We start from the raw sequence: 25180 nt of genomic DNA on the forward strand, positions 1-25180 counted from the left end.
AAAAAAATATTTATCTTTGCCCCACAACCAAGTTGCCTAAAAACAACATACACAACTACATTAAATGAGTTCAGATACTAGTAAACGGTATGCACTACGCGGAGTTTCAGCAGGCAAAGAAGACGTGCATAACGCCATAAAAAATATTGATAAAGGATTGTTTCCTCAAGCTTTTTGTAAAATTGTCCCAGATTACCTAACCCAAGACGAGGACTATTGCCTAATCATGCATGCAGACGGAGCAGGAACTAAATCTTCTTTGGCTTACATGTATTGGAAAGAAACAGGCGATATATCGGTATGGAAAGGGATAGCACAAGATGCTTTGATCATGAACATCGACGATTTATTGTGTGTAGGTGCTACTGATAATATTTTGCTTTCCTCCACAATAGGAAGAAATAAAAATTTGATTACAGCCGAGGTTTTGTCAGCTATAATCAACGGAACTGAAGAACTGATAAAAGAACTAGATTCCTTTGGTGTAACTATTCATTCAACTGGCGGGGAAACTGCTGATGTAGGAGATATTGTGCGCACCATTATTGTAGATTCTACCGTAACGGCTCGTATGAAACGTTCTAAAGTGATTGACAATGCCAACATTAACGCAGGAGATGTAATCGTAGGATTGGCTTCATTCGGCCAGTCAACTTATGAGAAAAGCTATAATGGAGGAATGGGAAGCAACGGACTGACATCAGCACGTCACGACGTTTTTGAAAAATATTTGGCAACCAAATACCCTGAGAGTTATGATGCTGCCGTTCCTGAAGACTTGATTTATTCAGGTCAGGTAAAATTGACTGATGCCGTAGAAAACTCCCCAATCGATGCTGGACAATTAGTGCTTTCGCCAACGCGAACCTATGCTCCTATTATAAAGAAAATTTTAGACAAATACAGTTCTGATGCTATACACGGAATGGTGCATTGCAGCGGAGGAGCGCAAACTAAGATTCTGCATTTTGTCGAAAATCTACATATCATAAAAGACAACTTATTTCCCGTACCACCACTTTTTCAATTGATACAAGAACAATCTAAAACAGATTGGAAAGAAATGTACCAAGTTTTCAATTGTGGTCACCGAATGGAAATTTATGTTCCCGAAGCTGTTGCAGATGATATTATTGCGATTTCAAAATCATTTGAAGTCGATGCACAAATTGTAGGTAGAGTGGAAGCAGCCGATAGCAAGAAATTGACTATCAGTAGTGAATACGGCGTTTTTGAATATTAATATAACTTTTTGTAGAAGAAGCTAATCTCACTCTCCGCTCTATCTTTATGTTCTTAAAGAAAGAACACAAAGGATGCCGCTGCTATCGGGGCTAAAAAATAAAAATCATGTACGAATTAGTATTTTGGAAATATCTAGAAGGAATTTATTTAAATCATCATGAGGTTTATGAAACGATTTTAGAAGAACCTGAAGTAATTGAAGGTTTAGAGGAACTCCCTGTTCAAGTAATCTTGAATAGAGTTTCCTCTGTATTCTCAAAATGGGAAAAAGTAGACGACTCCAGTTGGAAAAACAATACCGGAGTAGGTGCTTTTCATATAAGAACGACTTCGCATAGTATCAAAATTGATTGCTACGGTACCGAGGGAAAAACGATGGACAAATTAGTAAATATAATGGAAGAATTCAAGTGTCCACTATATGATCCACAAATTCCAGAACGTTACGACGAGATGAGCGAATAGGTTTTTATTTACGCAATAAAATAAAAGTAAGCATTAAGTTTATTAAGTATTTTTACTTGATTTCTTAATGCTTTTATAATTAATAAGAGTCAGGTTTATACTTTATCGATTTAAATAACCGAATATGAATTTCAATTTCTGCCAAAATCTAATCCTTGAAGACGAGCATGTTTTGCTTAGGCCATTGCAAGAAACAGATGTGGCCCATTTATTAGAGATTTCGCTAAATGAACCCGAAACTTGGGAGTATTCTTTATTGCAAGCTGATGGAAAGGAAAACTTAATTAACTATATTCAATTGGCCATTAAAGCCAGAGAAAGTAAAACAGAATTCCCCTTTATTGTCTTTGATAAAAAAACTAGAAAATATGCAGGAAGTACTCGTTTCTATGGAATTAATCATGATTTTAAAACGTTACAATTAGGGTTTACCTGGTATGGGAAACAGTTTCGAGGAACAGGTTTAAATAAGCACTGCAAGTTTTTGTTGTTACAATTTGCTTTTGAAGAATTAGGAATGGAGCGTATAGAATTCAGGGCTGACAACAAAAATGCTCGAAGTATTGCTGCCATGAAAAGTATAGGATGTAAGGAAGAAGGTGTTTTGAGAAATCATATGCCTAATTGTAATAGTGATATACGAAGGGATACAATTATTTTAAGTATTCTTAACTCAGAATGGTTTGATAACGTTAAAACGAATTAAATAAAAACTCTATAAAGGGCTTTTGTCGGTTTTTGTAGAAGCATCTTCTTGTTTTTCATCGTCCATCTTAAAACCAATCAATTTTCGATACTTCGATTCTGTTTCTTTTAATTCTTCTTCTAGTTTTTTATAAAGGCTGATGTCCTTAATTGTTACTACTGCTGCAACAACTTGGTTATCTTGATTTAGCAAGGGTCTTCCGCTGATTAGCACCCGTTTTTTTAAGTGTTTCTCAGGATCCCAAAGTATGACATCAATATCATTTGTTACTTCGCCATTTAAAGCCCGTTCCATAGGTAAATTTTGGGAAGGAAATATTGTTTTTTCATCTGGAAAATAGAGTTCAAAATGATCTGTTAAGGTCGTAGATATTTTATCGTCTTCATAAATCCCTATAATTTCGTTAGCCCTATAATTGGCTAGCACTATTTCCCTGTCAGAATTAGCAACGATAACAGCTTCGCCAATATTCTCGACAATTAGCCGCAACTTTTCCTCGTTTTCGTAGAGGTCGTTTATTATTTTTTTCTCTTCTTCTTCTAATCTAACATTTTCAGTAATATCTCTTGCTGCACAATATAAAATATCATTCTTGACATCAATATTGACATTCCAGTCCAGCCACTTGTAAGTGCCGTCTTTACAAAGAATGCGATCTTTAAAATTAACTGCGGGATTTTCTTTTGAAAGCGTAGCTATGGTTGCGGCCACCGTTTTTTTGTCATCTGGATGGACGAACTCCATGTATTTCATGATTATTATGTCTTTTTGGTTGTAACCTAGTGTTTTGGTAAATGAAGGATTGATTTGTATTAAATAGTCTCCTTTTGTAACGCTAAGTATGTCGAATGTCATTTTAAAAAACTGGTCTGCCGTTTTTAATGAAGATTCAGTTTCAACTAATTTTGAAATATCTCGTGCCGCCGCATACATTGTTCCTGTTTGAGGGTCAAAAGTATTGGTCCAATCCAGCCATTTATAAGAACCGTCCTTGCAAAGTGTACGAGCCCTATAACTTATAATAGAATTTTTCTTTTGTGATTTCTGGATGTCATCAAGAGAAGCCTTTTTGTCTTCAGGATGAGTCAATGATAGAAAAGCTCTTTTGTCTAGGTCATTCAGATCGTAACCGAGAGTTCTCGTGAAGGCTGCATTTATTTTGACAAAGTAGCCATCTTTAGCAACCACAAATATGTCATAGGAAATATTAAAAAAAGTGTCAGCAACAAGCAGGGACTGTTCAATATCTTTTTTTCCGGTAACATCATGTGCGACTGCATATAATAATCCTGTTTTAAAATCGGGCGAAGCAGACCATAAAAGCCATTTTACAGATTTGTCTTTGCAAATCCATCTGTTTTCAAATTGTATCGTTGAAACTCCTGTTTTAAGTTTATCAATTTCCTTCTGTGTAATTTCCTTGTCTTCCGGATGAACATAATTTTGAAAAGGCTGATTTAGTAACTCTTCTTCTGAATATCCCAATGTCTTGCTAAGTGAGTTATTAATTTTTATAAATTTATCGTTCGAGGCAATAACCATAATGTCTAACGACATATTGAAGAACTTGTCGGCGGCTTTTAACGAATCCTCCATTCTTTTTCTTTCAGTGATATCCGTCGAGATCCCTCCAATAGCATAGACCCTTCCATCAGAGTCATACAAAGGGAATTTAACGGCAATATAAGTGTGTGGGCCATCTTCTAGTTCTATGGTCTCTTCTGTTTTTAGTTCTCGAAGTTTCTTGACCACTTCAATGTCGGAATTTCGGTAAGTATCAGCTACTTTTTCAGATAAAAAATCATGATCTGTTTTTCCGAGTATCTCATTATTTGAGATTTTAAATAAGTCTCCAAATTGTTTGTTTATAAGTAAATATTCCCCATTTAATTTTTTAATGAAGATGGGACTTGAAGTATTGTCAGTAATGGACTGTAGTAATTGTTTGTTTTCGTAAAGTAAATCTCGTGAAATTTTATTAGCATGTAATTGGGAGCGAATGATGAAATAAACGATGATCAATAGAACGATTGAAAGAGCAAATAACGAAACTTCTATCCAGTTTAATATCGTGTCCATTGTCAGGTCTCGTTGCTTGTTAAGTCTGGCAATAAAAATCCATCCGGAAGCGATGACTACTAAAACATTGACAATAAATCCTAAAAATATTTTCTTTTCAAAAGAAATTTTCATGATAATTTACTTTTAAAACTTAATTTATAATTCCCTTCTTAATATAACTATCTAGTCACATGAAAGTTAGTAAATTAAATTCAAAAGAATATTGTTTTTCATGAAAAATCACACAATGGCAAAAACTAAATGCTATAGTAGCAATTTTTATTGGTTCTGAGTCTCTAGTCACACCCCCTGTAGATTATTAAAAAAGCGCTCAGACTTCAACTCTAGTTCCTACAATGAATTCGCATTTTCAAATGTCATCAAATTTAGACTTAGCAAAATGACAATCAAAGTAACACCCACGTCCGCAGCAATAGCGAAAACTAAGTTGCTGTAGCCCATAAAAGCAAGCGTGATGAAAACGAGCTTAACTCCAATAGCGCCAATAGTATTGAACTTTATTCTTGACAATGTTTTTTTACTGAGGCGAATGAGAAAGGGAATAAGAGAAAGCTTGTCGTTCATTAAGGCAATGTTGGCTGTTTCTATTGCCGTATCGCTTCCTGCAGCGCCCATTGCGATTCCCACAGTACTTAATGCCAATGCCGGCGCATCGTTTATTCCGTCTCCCACCATAACTACACTGTCGAATTCCTTTAATAGTTCTTTTATTTTCTCTGACTTATCTTCTGGTAGTAAACCCCCAAACACGTTTTCTATTCCCACTTGTCGTCCCGCATAATGTGCTGCTTTTTCGCTATCGCCAGTTAGCATTATTAATTTGACGTTTAGTTTCTGCAGTTCTTTTATAGCGGATACACTGTCGGGTTTTATTTCGTCCGTCAAGCCAATGATACCAGCGACAGTATCACCAAAACTGACAACTACGCTTGTTTTTCCTTCCAAGGCAAGTTGTTCTACTATTTTTTCGGTCTCGTCGTTGACCTTATGATATTCTTTAATAAATTCAAGTTTTCCCACATAGACGGTTTCGTCTTCACAAACTAAACATTTTGCGATAGCTCCTTTTCCCATAATACTTTTGAAGGCTTCCGCTTTGTGCGGTTCAAAACCTTCTTTTCTGCTGGCAGTGACAATTGCTTGGGCCAATGGATGTTCAGAAAACAATTCGGTCCCGGCAGTACAAGCTAAAAGTTCTTCCCGACTCGTTCCGTTTAATGGAAAAATATCAGAAACGATTGGATTGCCATAAGTGATGGTTCGGGTTTTGTCTAAGGCGATGGCTTTAAGATTAGCCATAGATTCTATGTATTTCCCACCTTTTATCAGAGCACCTTTTGCGGAAGCATTCCCGATGGCGGCATATATTGCAACGGGTGTGGAGATAACCAGAGCACACGGGCAGGCAATGACTAATAGGGTGATGGCTTGGTTTAACCAGATATCAAAATCTAAATGCAATATAAAAACGGGTATTGCAAAAACCAGCACTGCCAAGGAAATAATTGTTGGTGTATAAAATTTTGAAAACCGCTGAATGAATTTCTGGGTGTCGCTTTTAGCTGCGGCAGCTTCAAAGGTGAGCCGGATAATTTTTGAAAATGTGGTGTCTACAGAAAGTTTGCTGGTCTTTATTTCAATGAAACTATCTTTGTTGAGCGTACCTGCAAATAAAAAGTCTCCGGGATGTTTATCTTTCGGGATGGGCTCACCCGTAATCGCAGCTTCGTCAACAGTAGTTTGTCCTGAAATTATTTTGCCGTCAAGGGGAATCATTTCGCCTGGTTTGACCTGGATAATTGTCCCGATTGAGATTTTGTTTATTGGCACATTTTTGTTTTCTTCTTTTACAAAAGCCATTTTAGGGGCTATGCTTACCAATTTGTCTAAGGCCGATTTAGAGTTTTCAAGACCGATATCTTCCAGTCGCTCACCCAATACATATAGAACAATAACTACGGCCGCTTCAGGATATTCTCCCAAATAGAAAGCGGCAACAACGGCAATGGTCATCAATAAATTGATGCTGCTAAAGTTAAGTTTAAAAATGGCTTTTATTCCATCCTTCAAAACTCCGTGACCGATACCAATAATGAAAATGGAAAAAATAAAAGGTGCATAGGGTAGAGGTATGTTAACTCCTATTATGGAAAGAATTTCTAGGACAACTACAATCGAAATAGAGAAAAGTAAAACGAGAAATTTTTTGTCGTTGAGGGGCAGTTTCATAACCATAAATTTTGCTTTATTATTTTTGCAAACGTTCAAGCTGTGCAACTCCTTAAGCGGAAAAAGGGGCAATAAAACTAGGGAGTCTAAATTGTTTCAATTTTACTTATGCAAGAAGTTGGGTTTGGCAGCGGTGATGTCGTAATGCTAATTTAAGTTAATATTTTTGTTCTAAAGAAAAAACAGATCCTTTATCCTAAATATTGTGGAAAGATAAAAATCTGCGATTCTGATTTAAGTACATGGAATGCCATTGGTGCTGGCTATTATTTGACATTAACGTAGTGTAGTTTGTCAAAAACTTTGCGAACTTTGCAATCAAATAAAAGGATATGAAAATAAATCTAAAAATCGGAATTGACAAGCTCATTTTCGGGATGAAACAAAAAGACGTTAGCGCTATTTATGGCAAACCTGATAGGAACTATAAGGATGAGGAGGACAATATAATTTTTGCGTATAATGCCTTCAAAATTCGATTAACATTTTACAAAGAGGAAGACTTCAAATTGGGTTATATGGTGGCTTCAAGTCCTGAATTAGAATTGTTTGGGAATGAGTTAATCAATAGAAATATAGCTGAAGTCAAGAAGGAACTGACTAAAAAAGGGCTTTCTAAATTTACTCAAGAAAAGTTTGACACCTTCGAAAATTATTTTAATGAAGATAATTGGATCATTTTTCAAACAGAATTTGATGAGGTTGTTAAATTTGAAATTGGTGCAATCATCAACGAAAAAGACGAATTTGATTGGAAATTCGGAAAGAAATAAGGTGTCAAGAAGAAACATTTTTCTTCTTTTAAACTAGTTGTTCTTTCAAAATAAATTAGAAACAAAAACCCGACAGATTTTAAAATTTGTCGGGTTTATCATTTAGAATTATTGTTGATTATTATTTTGGAGTTGTAGGCTTTTCAAGCATCTCCAATTCAAAAATCAGGGTTGCATTTGGTGGTATTAGGCCACCTGCTCCTCGTTCTCCATAAGCCAAATTAGAGGGGATGAACAATAAGGCTTTGTCTCCATAGGACATCAAACTCAATCCTTCCAAAAATCCGGGAATCATACCGTCCTTTTTTCCTGCTTCAAAAGGAAATGCTTGGTATCCGTTTTGCGCCGCTCGGTTTGCGTCATACTTTCCATAGGCTTTATTGACTTCCTCATAACTGCTGTCAAACAAGCTTCCGTCTTCAAAATAACCAGCATAATGAAAATAGAAAGTGGAACCGTCAACTGGTTTAATGCCACTCCCTTTTTGGATTATTTTATAAGTTAAGCCAGAAGCTGTGGTTGTTGCGTTTGCTCTTGTTGTTTCAAAAAAAGCTTTTTTTGAAGTTACTACACCAGCATATTTTTCAGTTTCAATTCTTTTTGTTTCTTCCTCTAGGGTAGCTTGTTTTTTAGCATCATCAGCTTTATTACCATAATAGTTGGCAAACACTTTTGGAGCATCAAAATATTTAGCAGCAGCTCCTTTTCTTGAGATGCTTACTTTTGTTATTACATCACCCTGAACGATACTGTTTACTATTTGCATTCCTTCGGTCACATGTCCAAAAATAGTGTGTTTCCCGTTTAGCCAAGGGGTATCTTTGTGCGTGATAAAAAACTGACTTGAATTTGTAGCTGGACCAGAATTGGCCATTGCTAAAATACCGCCTTTGTCAAATTTTAAATCCGTGAATTCATCTCTGAACGCATATCCGGTTCCGCCCGCACCGCTTCCTTGTGGGTCTCCGGTTTGAATCATAAAGTCATTGATGACACGATGAAATTTCAAACCATCATAGAATGGTTTACCTTTTAGTTTCTCATCAGTTACAAAAGTGTTTTTTCCTTCCGCCAGCGCTATAAAATTAGCTACTGTTATGGGAGTTTTTTGGTAATCTAATTGTACGGTTATATCTCCTTTGTTTGTAGATATGGTTGCAAAAATCCCTTCAACTGCAATGGGCTTTTTAACAACGGTCTTTGTTGTTGTCGTTTGTTTTTTTGCAGCAACAGGTTTTTTGGTGCTCTGAGCCTGTGCGCCTAGCATTCCGATGCAAACTAAAAATAAAAGTTTAAGTTTCATTTTGTACGATTTTTAAATTCTAATTTTTTATTCAGGTTTTGATTCCAATAATTCCACTTCAAATATAATATTAGTGTTTGGTGGAATAACATCTCCCGCACCACCTGCACCATATGCCAAATGGGAAGGTATAAACAAGATAGCTTTATCTCCAATTGATAATTTCTCTAGTCCTTCAATAAATCCAGGAATCATGCCATCTTTACGTCCTGCTTGAAATGGGATCGGTTGATAACCATTTTGTTCCGCCCTACGAGGATCAAATTTACCAAATATTTTAGCTTCGCTTTCAAGACTAGTATCAAATATTTGACCATCTTCTAAAAAGCCTGCGTAATCAATACTTAGGGTCGTTCCTTTGGTGGGTTTTTTGCCACCAGACTTTTTAGTGATAACGTATTTAAGGCCTGTTGACGTCTTCGTTGCTTTGCTTTTTAAGGCATTAAAATATTTAACCTTGTCATCGCGAACGTCTTTGTATTTTGCATCATATTCTTTTTTACTTTGTGCGTCAATAGCTAGCTTTTCTTTTTGCTTTTCTGATTCGACTGAAAAGTAATCATAAAACGTTTTTGTGGAATTAAACTTTTTTGCCGTCTCTCCTTTTCTTATGATAGTAATCTTATTGACATAGTCATTTTGTTCGATTAGGTTTACCACATTCATTCCGTTTTCTACCACGTGCCCAAAAATAGTATGCTTTCCATCTAACCATGGTGTGGCAAGGTGGGTAATAAAAAACTGACTGCTATTTGTAGCCGGACCATTATTTGCCATGCCTAACACTCCTGCGCTATCAAAGCGTAAATCATTAATTTCATCTTTAAATTTATAGCCAGCATCTCCAGAGCCTGTACCTAAAGGATCTCCTGTTTGAATCATAAAATCTTTAATTACCCTGTGAAATTTTAATCCATCAAAAAAGGGTTTTCCTTTCAAGTTGTCATTGGTTACGAAATTGTTTTTTCCTTCTGCCAACGTAATAAAATTTGCGACCGTTATAGGTGCTTTTTTATAATCCAAGGCAAGAATAATGTCTCCCTTACTTGTTTCTATTTTAGCATACAGACCATCAGGAAGGCTGCTGTTTTCTTCGTTGCAGGAGTAAAATGTAGTAATTACTAGTAATACGAATAGGAGATTTTTTTTCATATCGATATAAATTGACTTAATTATTTAAGAGTGTCTTTTTTGTTTATGTTTGGAATTGATTTTTTTACTGGAATTACTTGCTTTGGCGTACTATCCGTTGGTACTGCTTCTAGAGGAAGTGTGACAGCAGCTGGACCTGATAGATCCTGTTTTTTATATACAGATTCCGGTTTAAAATCTCTCAGTGTCACCGTGCAAAGTAAAGGCTGGTTTACACCTATTTTCTTGTTATCGCCGTGATAGCCATATCCCATATGTGATGGAAAAAGAAAGTTTACCGTTTCATTTTTGTGCATCAGTTTGATTCCATTCCTCAGCCCGATCATGATATCTTGTTTGTCTACATAATAAGTCTGGGGTCGTAATTCGAGTTGGGTGTAAATTATATTGCCATCTATGTCTTTTATTTCATAATCAAAGAAGGCCACATCACCTTTTTTAGGAGTCAAAGTATCCAGTTCATTCATGGTTTCATAGGAATACCAATATCCTTTAGACGAAGTGAAATACTCTACTGTAGGGTTCTTTTTTATTATAGCTTCAATCTGGTCTTCTTCGCTTGCTACCAATTTTTTATTTCTTTCGACTGACTTTTTCATGAAACTTCCAGAAGTATGAGAAATCGGTCTTCTTACTTCCTGATGTTGTTTACAACTGGTAACTAATAGAAATAAAAGGGATGCAATTGCGATATATTGGCTAAATTTCATGGTCTTTTATATGGTTAATTTTGTTACTAAATCTTCAAATTTACGCACAGTTTCCTCCATTGATACTTCCGATTTTCCACCTGCGGCATTGCGATGTCCCCCTCCGTGGAAATGATCTCTCGCAAATTCATTTACATCAAATTCCCCTTGTGAACGAAATGAAATTTTGATAATTTTCTCGTCTTTATTCTCGATAAAAATCGCCGTAAAAACAATTCCTTTTATGCTTAGTCCATAGTTTACGATTCCTTCAGTATCACCTTTTATATAATCAAAGGTATTTAACTCATCTTGGGTTAGTGTGGTATAGGCTGTCTGATGCCCTGACAATACTTTTAAATTTTGAAGCGCCCTTCCAAGCAGCTGTAAGCGACTGTAGGAGCTATTCTCAAACAACAAAGTAGGTATTTTTGTGTTTTCAACGCCTAAATCAATTAATTCTGCAACAATTCGGTGTGTATTTCCTGTAGTTCCTGGAAACCTAAAGGAGCCCGAGTCTGTAAGGATACCGGTATAAATACAAGTTCCGATTGTTTTGTCGATATCTTCTTTTTTGTCAAGAAAGGAAATGAAGTTATAAAGCATTTCGCATGTAGATCCTATTGAAGTATCTGAGTAGGTATAGGCAGCGTAATCATCTGGTTTTTGGTGGTGGTCGATCATGATGAAAGGCGCCTTCATTTCGCCTAACACCTCTTCCATACCTCCGCCAACTCTGTGTAAGGCGTTAAAGTCTAAAGTGAAAATTAGATCGGCAGCTTCAAGAATTTTCACACTGTTTTCTCTGTCTTTTTCGAATATTTTTACCGTTTCAGAGCCTGGAAGCCAAGCTAGAAAATCGGGAAATTCATTTGGCGCAATAACTGTCGGCTCGTGATTGTTTTTTAATAAAAAATGATATAATCCTAAAGTTGAACCCATAGCGTCACCGTCAGGACCTCTATGTGGAATTATTGCAATTTTTTTTGGTGTTGCCAATAACAACTGTATCGCTTGAATGTCTTGTATTTTCATAGTCTGCGAAATTACATTTTTAAATGTAAAGTTTTAAATCATTTAGCAAATAACACGTTTTTTCAAATTAGAAATTATCCATTTTTCTTCTTTTTAATTTCTGATATAAATGATATTTTGCGCCTTTAACAACCTGTGAATGATAAATTCCTATTGAACCTGATGAAAAATAAGCAATAAAACAGGCAATTCCTATGTAGGCTCCACTTTGGATACCAAAAAGCTCCATTCCCATAATTGTGCAGGCGACTGGCGTATGTGTAGCACCCGAAAAAACAGCTACAAAACCCATTCCTGCCAATAATGCAATTGGGAGAGGCACAACCAAGGACAATGCACTTCCTAATGTTGCACCAATAAAAAAGAGTGGGGTTACTTCACCTCCTTTAAAACCTGCGCCCAAAATAAACCCGGTGAATACTATTTTGGCCAAAAAATCATAATACTCGCTAGGCTTCGAAAAAGATTCCACGATAATCGGAACTCCTAAACCCAAATACTTTGTGGTGCCGATGAAGTAAATCGCAACAGCAAATAGAATTCCTCCAATAAATGGACGAAAAGGAGGATATTTAATTTTCGAAAATAAAGTACCCCAATAATATGTGCTTCTGGAAAAGAGCATGGCAGATAAGCCAAATAGAACACTAATAGGGATAATCCAAAGCAGTATGTTTAGATTTAGCTTTGGAACAATTGGTATGGAATAATGGGTGTGATTTACCTTCCAAACTTCAACAGTATAATAAGCTATAAATGCTACTAAAAATGACAAAACCATACTTTTGTAGCTGACTTTGCTAAAATATAAAACCTCTAAAGCGAATAAAGCTCCCGCTAAAGGTGTGCCAAAAACGGAAGCAAATCCTGCGCTAATTCCTAAAATGATAAGTGTCTTTCTGTCTGAATCGTCCAACTTGAAAATCGCAGTGAATTGGTCTGCTATTGCTCCACCCATTTGTACTGCTGTTCCCTCTCGACCCGCTGATCCGCCAAAGAGATGCGTTATTATTGTTCCAAGAAGAACTAAAGGAGCCATTTTTAATGGGATTGTCTTTTTTGGAGTTTCATATTCCTCTAGTAATAAATTATTTCCTTTTACAACCGAAGATCCATAGCAGTGATAGCACAGTCCTATAAGCAAACCACCTATAGGCAAGAGCCAAATTATCGAGCTGTTTTGGCCTCTAAAGTTCGCTACCCATTCTAAAGTTACTAACAGGAATGCTGAAGCGGAACCTGATAAGAACCCTATCAGAGTACAAATGAAAATCCATTTGAGGGAGAGTAGTATTGTATTTTTTATTGTTTCTAAAATCATTCTGTTTTTTACAGGGAATTTCACAGTGCTATTTTGCTAAAGTATTACAATCCATCGAAATTATTGTGTTTTTCAGGAAGTACAGCTGTAAATTCTATTTCAACCAAATATTCCGGAGCTATCAATTTACTGATTTCATAAAATCCTGTCGTAGGTTTGATGTCTTTGAAAAAAGCAGAATGTGCTCTGGCAACATCTTCAAAAGTAGTAATGTCAGTGGTGAATATTCGGGTGCGGATAACATCTTTCATACTTGCATTTAAATCTTCAAGCACTTTTTCAACTCTTTCAAGAATATTGAAGGTTTGCGCATAAGCATCGTTGGCTTTTACTTTCTCAGCATCAATTATGGCTACTGTTCCTGAAATTTCAATGCTATTTCCTATCCTGACAGCGCGACAATATCCCATTTTATCTTCCCATGGGGAGCCTGTTAATATGTTTTCTCTTTTCATTTTTTAAGCTTGTTTTTTAAAGAAATTTTGATTACTTTGAATATTGGTATATTTTTTGCAATTTATGAAATTAGTAAAATAAAAAACACGGTTTTTACAAAATATTTTAATTAGAAAAACGAAATAAATTCCAAAATATCGAGTTATCAAAAAACGTCAAAGAATACTATTTTTAACATTTTTATTTGTTGAAAACGAATACAGAAATGACCAATCAATACGCAAGCATTATGAATCGAATTTTCTTTTTAATTTTAATAATAGGACTGTCTGTAAAAGCATATTCCCAGAATGAATTTAGCAATAAATTTAAAGCTATACCTCCGGTAGATCTTGGTTTTAAAGCTAAAAAAGTTAAAGCGCCAGAGGTAGAACTTCCAGCTATAGTACCTCCTGAAACTGCGATAAAACCGACTCCTGATCCTGAACCGGCTCCCATATCGATGATTTTAAAAGATAATTTTATCAATCCTGGAGACATTGTAAGAGATAGATTGAATAAGAAGGAAGACAACCCTGACCAGAATGTTTATAGGAGAAATCAAAACTTAGGTGATTACAAAACAGGTTCTGCTACTGCTAAAGTACTGTATCGCGATGCTGCCTACGTAGATGGAGATCAAATACGGGTATACTTAAATGACAAAGTGATTGAGTACCAAGTAAATTTAGATAGCAATTTTAAAGGTTTCCAAATAGAATTAGAAAAAGGGATCAATAAGATCGATTTCGAAGCATTAAATCAAGGAAGCTCTGGACCTAACACAGCTGAGTTTAAAGTGTACGATGATAAAGGGACTTTGATTTCTGCGAGTCAATGGAATCTTGGGACTGGCTTTAAAGCAACTATTATTCTTATAAAAGAGTAATTTAACAATAGAAAAAAAATCTTTTTATTTAAAAAGTATCTGCTGTGACTTGAAATCTCATGTCTGCTTTTACTGTTATATTTTCACTGACTGTTTCTTTTGTTACCGTCTTCACTCTTAAAGTGAAACTTTCAGCCTTAAGATATTTATCTAGTTTTTCTGAGCTTTGAGTTAGAGTTAACGTATTCGAAGTTGAATTAATATCGTCTAAAAAAGCCAGCTCTATTTCGTCACTGTTATTTGTAGAAATATACATATGAATGGATTTCAAAAACGAAAAATTTTTATCAGTTGGTTTCGTTATTGTCAATTTCAGCTCCTTCAGTCTTACATCCTTCACTAAGTCTGCTTTTGTGTTGTTGTTTTCAAATACGGTGCTAGAATTCGAAGCGGTTTCTGCGCTAAAGTCAATGGGTGTATTTACAGGAAATCCCGCCGGAATCGTCACTGATGTTTGATTGTTTATCGAAAAGGTCAATAAACTATCAATAACACTGCATGAAATTGCCAGAAGACCAAAAACGGCAATTGCTAAATATTTTTTTATTCTCATTTTTTTATTTTTGTATGATTAATGTTTTTATAAAAATAGCCTTTTATAAGTCTAAAGGCAATTTAAGGAAAAAAGTAATTCTCAACAAAACAGAAGCAGTCCTTTGATTAAAAAGTATTATTAGAGTAGGAAAAAAAATTAAACGATTATTTTTTTAAATTCAATTTTTCAATTCCGAATATAAAAAGTATTTTTGCGCATGCAACACAACGTACTTATTTTAGATTTCGGATCGCAATACACACAACTTATTGCTCGTAGAGTTCGCGAATTAAATATATTCTGCGAAATTTTTCCTTACAATCATTTCCCGAGTGATTTGTCTCCTTATAAAGCCGTAATTCTTGGGGGAAGCCCATTTTCTGTTCGTTCAGAAGATGCTCCGCATCCAGACTTATCACAAATTAGAGGAAAGCTTCCTATGCTTGCCGTTTGTTACGGGGCGCAATATTTAGCCCATTTTAGTGGTGGTGAAGTAGCCGCTTCAAATACAAGAGAATATGGTAGGGCAAATTTGTCCTTTTTAAAACCAAACGAGACTTTCTTTGAAGGAGTTAATCTTAACAGTCAAGTCTGGATGAGTCATAGCGACAGTATTAAATCATTACCCACAAATGGTATCAAATTGGCCAGCACGCATGATGTGGAATTTGCCGCTTATAAAATAGAAGGGGAACCTACTTATGCGATACAATACCATCCAGAAGTATTTCATTCTACGGATGGATCAAAAATGTTAGAGAATTTCTTGGTTAAAATTGCTGAAGTTCCACAAAACTTCACTCCCAACGCTTTTGTTGAGGATATGGTGGCAGAGTTAAAAGAAAAAATTCAAGACGATAAAGTGGTTCTTGGACTTTCTGGCGGAGTAGACTCTACCGTTGCGGCCGTTCTATTGCATCAAGCGATAGGCAAAAACCTGTATTGTATTTTTGTCAATAATGGTTTGCTTCGTAAGAACGAATTCGCACAAGTACTCGATCAGTATAAAGGAATGGGATTGAATGTGAAAGGTGTTGATGCTGGAGATAGATTTTTGTCAGAATTGGCAGGAGTTAGTGATCCTGAAACCAAACGTAAAATTATTGGGCGTGTTTTTATCGAAGTTTTTGATGATGAATCTCATCTTATTGAAGATGTAAAATGGTTAGCGCAAGGAACTATCTATCCTGATGTTATAGAGTCCGTTTCTGTAAAAGGACCGTCCGCAACTATAAAATCGCATCACAATGTAGGTGGTTTGCCTGATTATATGAAATTAAAAATTGTAGAGCCGCTTCGTATGCTTTTCAAAGATGAAGTACGCAGAGTAGGCGCTAGCTTAGGAATCGATGCTGAACTTTTGGGAAGACATCCTTTTCCAGGACCGGGATTGTCAATTCGTATCCTAGGGGATATTACTCCAGAGAAAGTTAGCATTCTGCAAGATGTTGACGCTGTGTTTATCGATGGACTAAAATCTTGGGGCTTGTATGATAAAGTGTGGCAAGCAGGCGCAATTCTTCTTCCCGTAAATAGTGTAGGTGTAATGGGAGACGAGCGTACTTATGAAAAAGTAGTGGCGCTCCGTGCAGTTGAATCCACAGATGGTATGACGGCGGATTGGGTTCATTTGCCTTATGACTTCTTAATGAAGGTTTCTAATGATATAATAAATAAAGTAAAAGGGGTAAATAGGGTAGTATATGACATTAGTTCAAAACCACCAGCTACTATAGAATGGGAATAAGCCGTGCTGCTTTTTCTTTTTCTTGACAAGCTTTATTCATAATGCTCTTTATATAAACGGTATCAGATTTTTGGAATAAAATTTGATGCCGTTTTGTTGTCTTTGATTTAATAATTTTTTTATATACATAAATGAGGAAGTATTTTTTTGCGATTTGTATAACTATAGTAATGTTTACTAATACTGTTTTCGCACAGGAAAAACCAATTACGCATAAAGTGGAAAAAGGAGAAACGATAATTCAAATTGCAATGAAGTATAAAGTTACTCCGTTTGATATTTATCAGTTAAATCCGGATGCGCAAAATGGTTTGAAGCCAAATGTAGTTTTGCTGATACCTAGTAAAATTTCTAGTATTCCTATCAAAACAAATGTACAGCCCGCAACACATTTGGTGACGCCAAAAGAGACTCTCTATGGTATTGAAAAGAAATATGGGGTTTCTGACGAAGATTTGAAAACAGCCAATCCATTTATTGAAAAAGAAGGATTGCAAATAGGCCAAACACTTGTTATTCCTGTAAAAGAGAAGGCAATAAATACTGATGTAACTCAAGATAAAGTGATATATCATGATGTGCTTCCAAAAGAAACTAAATATTCTATTTCCCGAAAATATGGAATTACGATTGCAGAGCTTGAAAAACGTAATCCTGAAATTGCTAACGGTTTGCCCATTGGATACAGATTAGTAATAAAGGGAAATGCTCCTAAGACGATTAAAGCTGTTACTCAAGTAGAATCTAAAAAAGAAGATGCAATTCAAAAACTAATGGAGGTGTCAACAGGTGTTACTTACATAGCTTATGAAGTTCAGCCGAAAGAAACTCTCTATAGTTTGTCAAAAACCTTCGGGATGAGTCAAGAGGGGTTTATTGCACTTAATCCAGAGCTTAACAATGGAGTTGAAATAGGCATGGTATTAAAGGTTCCTTCTCAAGCTTCCTATTCGCAAGAGGACAGAAAAGAATATACTGCTTTGTCAAAAAAAATCAGTTTCGGTAATCGTAAAAAAATGGTGCTACTTTTGCCGTTTAACATAGCTAGGCTAGAGGCGGACACTATAAACCCAACAGCAATTCGTTTGACAAAAGATAAATTTTTGAACATGACTTTAGATTTTTACGCAGGAGCACTTATGGCGATTGACTCTGCCAAAGTTTTAGGTCTTCCTATTGATGTAGAAATTTATGATTCTGAGGAAACTAAAAACAGTTCAAATGTTGCGGCGATTATAAAAGCTAATAATCTTGAAACTGCCAACGCAATAATTGGACCTTTTTATCAAAGTAATGCAGAAACTGTTGCTCAGTTATTAAAAGAACAAAATATTCCAGTTATCTCACCATTGTCGAAGGATGTCGGAAATCCGTTTAATAATTTATATCAAACGATACCCGCCACTGAAGTTATAAAAAAAGCTATGTTTGACTACATGCGAGCCCGTAACGGTAATATTATGGCGGTGGTTGATAAGAAAAAAGAATCAATTGTGCGGTATATTAAAGAATATCAAAAAGATATTCCATTTGTGACTTTCAAAGAAAATGGTAATGTATCTGCTGAAAGTTTGAAAGCGATGTTGGTCAAAGGCAGGATGAATTATGTTGTGATGGAAACGGGAAATACCTATATGATCAAAACAACAATAGAGGCGATGTTGAGCTCAATGTCGGAATATCAATTGCAGTTAGTGATTTTAGAGCCAAATGAAACCTTAGATACTGACGAAATTAAATTTCTGAACTTGACAAAATTGAAATTAATGTATCCTTCAGTCACTCGTGATAACGATTCTTCGGAAGCTTTAATTTTTGAAAAAGAATTTAGAAAAGTAAACAATATTTATCCAAGTGATTTTGCAACTCGTGGTTTTGATGTGACTTTTGATACTATGATGCGGTTGGTACAAGATAAAAATTTTGAAGAGACCGTGAATTCTGCGGCGACAAAACAAGTGGAGAATAAATTTGAATATTATAAGAAGGCTAATGGAGGTTATACTAATAAAGGGGTGTTTATCATGTATTATGATACTGATTTAACTCTAAAAGAAGCCCAGTAAATTAGTTAATATTCAGATTGGGTTTTGTCTTTTATATAAAAAAAATCACTGCAAAAGTAAGTTGCCTTTGTGAGTTACGAACATCAGATATAAAGTTGTGAGTATAGATCGTTTTTGACACAGGCCTTGATAAAAAAAGCAAAACCATTCTGGAGAGAGGTATTTTTAGGTTTCGTTTACTTAATTTTGAATATTGCAATAGAAAAGGGAATCAGTTTCAGCTAGAAGTAGAGGAACAAGCGGTAATAAGTTTCAAGTTAAAACTTAAATTTTGGATAAAAATCAACAGCAACTCATAAAGCTCGCTCATACTAAAATGCCTTTTGGCAAATACGAAGGCAAATATCTTATTGATATACCAGAATACTATGTGGTATGGTATCATAATAAAGGTTTTCCAAAAGGAGAATTAGGCGAACAGTTAAAACTTATATATGAGTTAAAATTAAACGGACTAGAAGAATTGATACGGAATATTAAAAAAAGATATCCAAAACCTCACTAATTTATTAAATTATTGAGGTTTTTATTTTTGAGATACTAAGTTGAATAATTGTCAATTTCCCGAATTATCTCATTTGTAAATTAGCATATTCTCAATTTATAATCGTATTTTCGCCGAGTTTTTACGCAACTACAATACAAACAATAATAGAATGAATCAAACGAAATATATTTTTGTTACTGGTGGTGTGACTTCTTCTTTAGGGAAAGGAATTATTGCAGCATCTTTGGCAAAATTGTTACAAGCACGGGGATATAGGGCGACTATTCAAAAATTCGACCCTTATCTAAATGTTGATCCAGGTACATTAAACCCTTATGAGCACGGAGAATGTTACGTGACTGATGATGGTGCTGAAACTGATTTGGATTTAGGCCATTACGAACGTTTCTTAAATGTTCCTACTTCTCAAGCAAACAATGTTACTACAGGAAGAATATATCTTTCGGTTATTGAAAAGGAAAGACGAGGAGAATTTCTGGGAAAAACGGTACAAGTGGTACCTCATATTACCAATGAAATCAAAGATAGAATGCAATTGCTTGGTAACTCAGGTGATTATGATGTTGTTATTACCGAAATTGGTGGAACTGTTGGAGATATTGAATCTTTACCTTATATCGAATCAGTGCGTCAACTGGTTTGGGATATGGGTGAAAAGAATGCCATTGTAATTCATTTGACTTTAGTTCCTTATTTGGCCGCTGCTGGAGAGTTGAAAACAAAACCAACTCAGCATTCTGTAAAAACCTTGATGGAAAGCGGTATTAAAGCAGATATTTTAGTTTGTAGAACAGAACATGAAATTTCGGATGAAATTCGGAATAAGCTAGCATTGTTTTGTAATGTAAAAAGAGAAGCGGTTATCCAATCTATAGATGCTGCAACTATTTATGAAGTACCTAACTTGATGTTGGAGGAAGGACTAGATGTTGTTGCACTAAAAAAATTGGATTTGCCTAAAAAAGCGGCTCCAGATTTAAAAAACTGGAATATTTTTCTACGAAGATTAAAAAACCCAAAACATACGATAAATATCGGGTTGATTGGGAAATATGTAGAAATGCAGGACTGTTATAAATCAATATTGGAAGCTTTTATTCATTCAGGTGCTTCAAATGAAACTAAAGTAAATGTGATTTCTATTCATTCGGAACATATTGATGCCACAAATATTGAAGAGAAATTACGAGGTCTTGACGGTATACTTGTAGCTCCTGGTTTTGGGGAAAGAGGAATCGAAGGGAAGATTGAAGCGGTGCGTTATGCTCGTGAAAACAAAATTCCTTTCTTTGGAATTTGTTTGGGAATGCAAATGGCTATAATTGAATATTCGAGAAATGTCTTAGGCTATGAAGATGCCAATTCAACAGAAATGAATGAGCAAACCAAGTATCCTGTTGTTAACTTGATGGAAGATCAAAAAAATGTAACTGATAAGGGAGGAACAATGCGCCTTGGAGCTTGGAAATGTGATCTTACACCAGATTCATTAGCTTTTAAAGCTTATGGACAATCTACCATTTCAGAACGTCATCGTCACCGTTATGAGTACAACAGTGAGTTTGTTGATGTGTTACAAAAGGCAGGTTTAAAAGCTACAGGAGTAAACCCAGATACGGGATTGGTTGAAATTATTGAAATAAAAGACCATCCTTTTTTCATCGGTGTGCAATACCATCCGGAATACAAAAGTACAGTGGCAAACCCACACCCGCTTTTTGTGAATTTTGTTGCAGCTGCAGTAAAAGCAAGAAAAAAATAACATACGGTAACACGTTTTTTGGTCTTGGTAGATAAAAGACTAAAAATGATAATAACTATTTCTCATTGTGGCGAGTTTTAATAAAGGAACTTAAAGCATTAAACTTTGAATTAAATTATAATGGAAGGAAAAAAATTTGACCCGAATTCGATAATTGGTTTTGTATTGATTTTTGGGATATTACTTTGGATTATGTGGCAAAATCAGCCTACTGAAGCTGATATAGCGGCTGATAAGGTGAAGAAAGAATTGGTGATTCAAGATGCCAAAACTAAAGAATCTGAAGCGAAGTTGAAAGCTCAACCTACCGTCATAACTGCGGGAGACACTTTGCAATTAGCGCAACTTCAAAAAAGTTTAGGGAATTTTGCTTATTCAGCTACGCTTCCCTCTGCAAAAGATTCTTACACAACTATCGAGAACAAATTAGTTAAGTTAGAAATTGCTAATAAAGGTGGATATATCGTAAAGGCTACTTTGAAGAATTTTGAAAGGTTCAGGGAAGGATCTGGAGAATTAGTAGAACTGATAAAAGATAACAATGCTCATTTAAATGTTCAATTGCTTACCAGTGACAACCGTACCCTAAACACTAAGGACCTTTATTTTGAACCAACTTTAACTAAAAACGGTTCAGACCAGATTTTAGTTATGCGCTTGAAAGCTGGAGCAAACGAGTATTTAGAATATAAATACGTGTTGAAAGCGGATGATTATATGCTTGATTTTGATATTCAGTCTCAAGGATTAAATAAAGTCTTGAATGTGTCTAAACCATTACAATTAGAATGGGATTTGAAGTCATATACTAATGAGAAAAGTACTAGTTATGAAAACCGTTATTCTGAGCTTTATTATGAGCATGAAGATGGTAAAAGCGACTATTTAGGTCTTGGTCATAATGAGTCGGAAACTGTTGAAAACGTATCATATATAGCTTATAAACAACATTTTTTCTCTTCAATCTTATTGACTGATACTCCTTTTAAAAATTCGGAACTATATTCAGATAATTTAGTTAATGATGAAGAGACAGATACGATTTTCACCAAACAATTTAAAGCGATTGTCCCTTTAGCGTTTAAAAATGGGGAAATCAGTGAAAAAATGAATTGGTACTATGGTCCTACCGATTACAAATTATTGAAAAGTTACGATAGAAATATAGAAGATATTGTTGCTTTAGGTTGGGGTATTTTCGGTTGGATCAATCGACATGCATTTATACCTGTATATGGTTTTTTAAGTATGTTCATACAACATGGATGGGCAATTATATTGTTTACTATATTGGTTAAATTAGTTTTGTCTCCTATTACTTATAAATCATTTTTGTCTCAAGCAAAAATGAAAGTATTAAGACCTGAAATTAATGAATTGGGAGAAAAATTTAAAAAAGACCCAATGAAGAAACAACAGGAAACAATGAAGCTGTATAATAAAGCAGGAGTGAACCCAATGGCTGGTTGTGTTCCAGGTTTATTACAAATGCCGGTCTTTTATGCTTTGTTCCAATTTTTTCCATCAGCAATAGGCTTAAGGCAGGAAGGTTTTCTTTGGGCTAATGATTTGTCTTCTTACGATTCTATTTACGAGCTACCATTCCATATTCCGTTTTACGGAAATCACATTAGTTTGTTTCCGATTTTGGCATCTATCGCGATTTTCTTTTATATGAAAATGACTACTGGTGATCAACAGATGGCACAACCACAGCAAGAAGGAATGCCAGATATGGCAAAAATGATGAAAATCATGATTTATGTTTCACCTTTAATGATGTTGTTCTTTTTTAATAGTTATGCGTCTGGGTTGAGTTTATATTATTTCGTTTCCAATACAATTACTATTGGAATCATGCTTGTGATAAAAAACTATATCGTTGACGACGAAAAGATCCACGCTCAAATTCAGGAGAACAAGAAAAAAGAGCCCAAGAAACAAGGTAAATTCCAACGTAAACTTCAAGAGGTAATGGAACAGGCCGAAGCTCAAAAGGCAAAGGATAAAAAGAAATAAACTTAAAAAGCTCCCGTGGATTGGGAGCTTTTTTATTTCAAGTAATAGAGAACTAGTTTCTTGCTTTAAAACGTTGGTAATAATACGTTATCAATAACATGAATAATACCGTTTGAACACTGAACATCAACAGCAACAATATTGGTGTTTCTCATTTGTTCGTCTGTTATAACCGTTCCTGCAATTGTAAATTTTCCAGTTTCTAAAGTAGTAATTGGAGTAGTAGGAATTCCTGTGGATAATACATTAGCACCTGCAACTACGTGATAAGTCAACACTGAAGTAACTTGAGCAGAAGTCAAACTTGCTAATGTTCCGGGGTTTTGCATTTCAAAAGTTGCAAAAGCACCGTTTGTTGGAGCAAATACTGTAAACGGAGATTTGTCAGTTCCGTTTAATGTAGGCACTAAACCTTGTTTGTCTAACAATCCAACTAAAGTGGTAAAGTTAGAATTTGCAGCTGCATGAGTAACAATAGTTGGTAAGCCAACAACTTTGTCCACAAGATGAATTACGCCATTGGAAGCCATAATATTTGGAGTTGTTACTTTTGCAACACCGTTTAGTTTTACACCATCAGCAATGTCTACATACATACTTAACGTATTGGTTGCAGATGCTGTTCCCTTTGCTAACGTTTTGATGTAGCTTGTGGTTAAGTCTGCAGCCATATACTTAGTTGCAATAACGTGATTTAGTAAAATTTGGGTTAATGCTTCTTTTGGTACATCATTTATTGTTGCGTACGGTGTCGTTGCCAGAAATGCAGTAAATGCTGCATTTGTGGGTGCAAAAACAGTATAGGTTCCGCTTGCCTGTAATGTTGTAGCCAATTCTGCTCTTTGTAAGGCTTGGACTAAGATGCTCAAGTCCGGCGTTTTTAATGCCAGTCCAGTGATGGAGTTGTCAATAGGAGTTGATGTTTCGTCATCGTTATTACATGAGATTAACAAAACTAAAAGCGACAGAATTAATGTCAAATTCTTAATTTTAAATAAGTTTTTCATAATAAAAGGTTTTATATTTTTACCTAAGTTAGAAAATAGGTCTGACAAAACGTTTATTTTTTTCAACAAAAAGATAAACAAACTAAAAGTTTGTGATTTTATTTTGACTTGTTTAATGCTGATATGCAGCATGTTAATGTTTTATCGTAGGTTTTTAGCTGCGTTACTAGTTTATCTTTGTTATTAATATTTAGACTTTAGTTAAACGTTTTAATTAGTTGATGTTAAATCCCTGTTTTTTCAGATGGTTATAGTTACTAGTTGTTATCATAACAATATAAAGTCTTAGAATTTTCTCTAAAAATGCTGTTAGAGAGAAAAAGGTTGAGCTTCTTTGTGGAGTTCAATTATTGGGCTATGCTTTTTCTAAAATATAATGTAAATTTGTGAAAATAATTAAGCATTTCAGTTTTCGGGTTTAAATCAATCTTTGATCGTAATGAAAAAAAATAAGTTTTGTTTTTTTACAGTTTTCTTCTTGATTCTTGCTAGTCAAACGCTATTGTCCCAAGTTGACTATAATAAACTAGATTCAGAAGGTAGGAAACACGGTTCTTGGAAAGGATTTTATGAAGAATCGAAAAGGCTTAGATATGAAGGTGTATTTGAGCACGGAAAAGAAATCGGCAAGTTTCAATTTTTCGATGATACTAAAGCAAAATCTATAATAGCAACTCGAGAGTTTAATAGTAAAGACAATTCGGCATATACCATCTTCTTTGACCAGACGAATAACAAAGTGAGTGAAGGTAAAGTAGTCAACAAATTATTTGAGGGCCCGTGGAAATATTACCATCAGGCTTCTCCAACGCTGATGACTACTGAAAATTATAAAGATGGCAACTTACAAGGTTTAAGGTCTATTTTTTATGCTAGTGGTAAAATTGCAGAAGAAACTAATTATAAAAATAATTTTAAAGAGGGTGTCTACAAGAAATATTCTGAAAATGGTGTAGTATTGGAGGAGAGCATTTTTAAAAACAATGAATATAACGGTTTAGCAGTTTTTAAAGATTCTGATGGTAATGTTGTTTCCAAAGGTCAGTTTGTTAACGGCAAGAAAGCCGGTATTTGGCAATTTTTTGAGAAAGGAAAACAATCCAAAGAAATTGACATGAGCAATCCCCGCAGCATCTCAAAATCTGCTGGTAATTAAGTTTGTCCTTATACACTTACCTTAATAAAACATTGTAACTTTGCAGTCTTGTAAAA

21 protein-coding genes are annotated in these 25180 nt (G+C 35.0%); 11 read left to right on the plus strand and 10 right to left on the minus strand.

What is annotated here, in order from left to right:
- Positions 1-64 precede the first annotated feature (64 nt).
- From ACEN2H_RS06105 to ACEN2H_RS06115, 3 genes are all read left to right on the plus strand, one after another.
- Positions 65-1243 carry an AIR synthase related protein gene (locus tag ACEN2H_RS06105; protein ID WP_441731421.1) on the plus strand — a complete coding sequence of 393 codons (1179 nt, stop codon included), beginning with the start codon at positions 65-67 and terminating at the stop codon, positions 1241-1243.
- 107 nt (positions 1244-1350) lie between these two features.
- Complete coding sequence (locus tag ACEN2H_RS06110) at positions 1351-1710, plus strand: hypothetical protein (RefSeq protein WP_441731423.1); 360 nt, start codon at positions 1351-1353, stop codon at positions 1708-1710.
- Between the two features lie 124 nt (positions 1711-1834).
- Complete coding sequence (locus tag ACEN2H_RS06115) at positions 1835-2416, plus strand: GNAT family N-acetyltransferase (RefSeq protein WP_441731425.1); 582 nt, start codon at positions 1835-1837, stop codon at positions 2414-2416.
- A 9-nt stretch (positions 2417-2425) separates the two neighbouring features.
- On the opposite strand, the gene ACEN2H_RS06120 is transcribed toward ACEN2H_RS06115, so the two are convergent.
- Both ACEN2H_RS06120 and ACEN2H_RS06125 read right to left on the minus strand, forming a co-directional pair.
- Positions 2426-4609, minus strand: a complete 2184-nt coding sequence (locus ACEN2H_RS06120) for a PAS domain S-box protein (protein ID WP_441731427.1) — start codon at positions 4607-4609, stop codon at positions 2426-2428.
- Positions 4610-4828: 219 nt separating this feature from the next.
- Positions 4829-6727, minus strand: a complete 1899-nt coding sequence (locus tag ACEN2H_RS06125) for a heavy metal translocating P-type ATPase (protein WP_441731428.1) — start codon at positions 6725-6727, stop codon at positions 4829-4831.
- A 332-nt stretch (positions 6728-7059) separates the two neighbouring features.
- Here ACEN2H_RS06125 and ACEN2H_RS06130 point away from each other — a divergent pair, with 332 nt between their 5' ends.
- Positions 7060-7500: a hypothetical protein gene (locus ACEN2H_RS06130; RefSeq protein WP_441731430.1), complete on the plus strand. Its 441-nt coding sequence runs from the start codon at positions 7060-7062 to the stop codon at positions 7498-7500.
- A gap of 121 nt (positions 7501-7621) precedes the next feature.
- Here ACEN2H_RS06130 and ACEN2H_RS06135 read toward each other — a convergent pair whose 3' ends face one another.
- From ACEN2H_RS06135 to ACEN2H_RS06160, 6 genes are all read right to left on the minus strand, one after another.
- Positions 7622-8803 carry a peptidylprolyl isomerase gene (locus ACEN2H_RS06135; protein WP_441731432.1) on the minus strand — a complete coding sequence of 394 codons (1182 nt, stop codon included), beginning with the start codon at positions 8801-8803 and terminating at the stop codon, positions 7622-7624.
- A gap of 27 nt (positions 8804-8830) precedes the next feature.
- Positions 8831-9955, minus strand: coding sequence for a peptidylprolyl isomerase (locus ACEN2H_RS06140; RefSeq protein ID WP_441731434.1), 1125 nt, complete (start codon positions 9953-9955; stop codon positions 8831-8833).
- A 20-nt stretch (positions 9956-9975) separates the two neighbouring features.
- Positions 9976-10665, minus strand: coding sequence for a gliding motility-associated peptidyl-prolyl isomerase GldI (gene gldI / locus ACEN2H_RS06145; protein WP_441731436.1), 690 nt, complete (start codon positions 10663-10665; stop codon positions 9976-9978).
- A gap of 6 nt (positions 10666-10671) precedes the next feature.
- A complete protein-coding gene (locus tag ACEN2H_RS06150) occupies positions 10672-11679 on the minus strand; it encodes a DHH family phosphoesterase (protein WP_441731438.1) in 1008 nt (335 codons plus the stop codon).
- A 67-nt stretch (positions 11680-11746) separates the two neighbouring features.
- A complete protein-coding gene (locus ACEN2H_RS06155) occupies positions 11747-13000 on the minus strand; it encodes a chloride channel protein (RefSeq protein ID WP_441731440.1) in 1254 nt (417 codons plus the stop codon).
- Positions 13001-13044: 44 nt separating this feature from the next.
- Positions 13045-13455: a RidA family protein gene (locus ACEN2H_RS06160; protein WP_441731442.1), complete on the minus strand. Its 411-nt coding sequence runs from the start codon at positions 13453-13455 to the stop codon at positions 13045-13047.
- Between the two features lie 188 nt (positions 13456-13643).
- On the opposite strand from ACEN2H_RS06160, the gene ACEN2H_RS06165 reads away from it, so the two are divergent.
- Positions 13644-14324, plus strand: coding sequence for a hypothetical protein (locus ACEN2H_RS06165; RefSeq protein ID WP_441731443.1), 681 nt, complete (start codon positions 13644-13646; stop codon positions 14322-14324).
- Positions 14325-14352: 28 nt separating this feature from the next.
- On the opposite strand, the gene ACEN2H_RS06170 is transcribed toward ACEN2H_RS06165, so the two are convergent.
- Positions 14353-14877, minus strand: a complete 525-nt coding sequence (locus ACEN2H_RS06170; protein WP_441731445.1) for a hypothetical protein — start codon at positions 14875-14877, stop codon at positions 14353-14355.
- A 199-nt stretch (positions 14878-15076) separates the two neighbouring features.
- On the opposite strand from ACEN2H_RS06170, the gene guaA reads away from it, so the two are divergent.
- From guaA to yidC, 5 genes are all read left to right on the plus strand, one after another.
- Complete coding sequence (gene guaA, locus ACEN2H_RS06175; protein WP_441731447.1) at positions 15077-16606, plus strand: glutamine-hydrolyzing GMP synthase; 1530 nt, start codon at positions 15077-15079, stop codon at positions 16604-16606.
- A 170-nt stretch (positions 16607-16776) separates the two neighbouring features.
- Positions 16777-18672: a LysM peptidoglycan-binding domain-containing protein gene (locus ACEN2H_RS06180; RefSeq protein WP_441731449.1), complete on the plus strand. Its 1896-nt coding sequence runs from the start codon at positions 16777-16779 to the stop codon at positions 18670-18672.
- A gap of 271 nt (positions 18673-18943) precedes the next feature.
- Positions 18944-19177, plus strand: coding sequence for a DUF3820 family protein (locus tag ACEN2H_RS06185; RefSeq protein WP_007138003.1), 234 nt, complete (start codon positions 18944-18946; stop codon positions 19175-19177).
- 151 nt (positions 19178-19328) lie between these two features.
- Positions 19329-20942: a CTP synthase gene (locus ACEN2H_RS06190; RefSeq protein WP_441731451.1), complete on the plus strand. Its 1614-nt coding sequence runs from the start codon at positions 19329-19331 to the stop codon at positions 20940-20942.
- 120 nt (positions 20943-21062) lie between these two features.
- Entirely contained in the window at positions 21063-22961 is a 1899-nt protein-coding gene (yidC, locus tag ACEN2H_RS06195) for a membrane protein insertase YidC (protein WP_441731453.1), read from the plus strand.
- A 65-nt stretch (positions 22962-23026) separates the two neighbouring features.
- Here the strand turns inward: yidC and ACEN2H_RS06200 are convergent, their stop codons facing one another.
- Positions 23027-23968: a fasciclin domain-containing protein gene (locus ACEN2H_RS06200; protein WP_441731455.1), complete on the minus strand. Its 942-nt coding sequence runs from the start codon at positions 23966-23968 to the stop codon at positions 23027-23029.
- Between the two features lie 439 nt (positions 23969-24407).
- Between ACEN2H_RS06200 and ACEN2H_RS06205 the strand changes: the two genes are divergently transcribed.
- On the plus strand, positions 24408-25124 hold the full coding sequence (locus ACEN2H_RS06205; RefSeq protein WP_441731457.1) for a toxin-antitoxin system YwqK family antitoxin: 717 nt from the start codon (positions 24408-24410) through the stop codon (positions 25122-25124).
- The last annotated feature ends 56 nt before the right edge of the window (positions 25125-25180 follow it).

The organism is Flavobacterium sp. W22_SRS_FP1, from assembly GCF_052113685.1.
In the GTDB taxonomy this organism is placed as follows: domain Bacteria; phylum Bacteroidota; class Bacteroidia; order Flavobacteriales; family Flavobacteriaceae; genus Flavobacterium.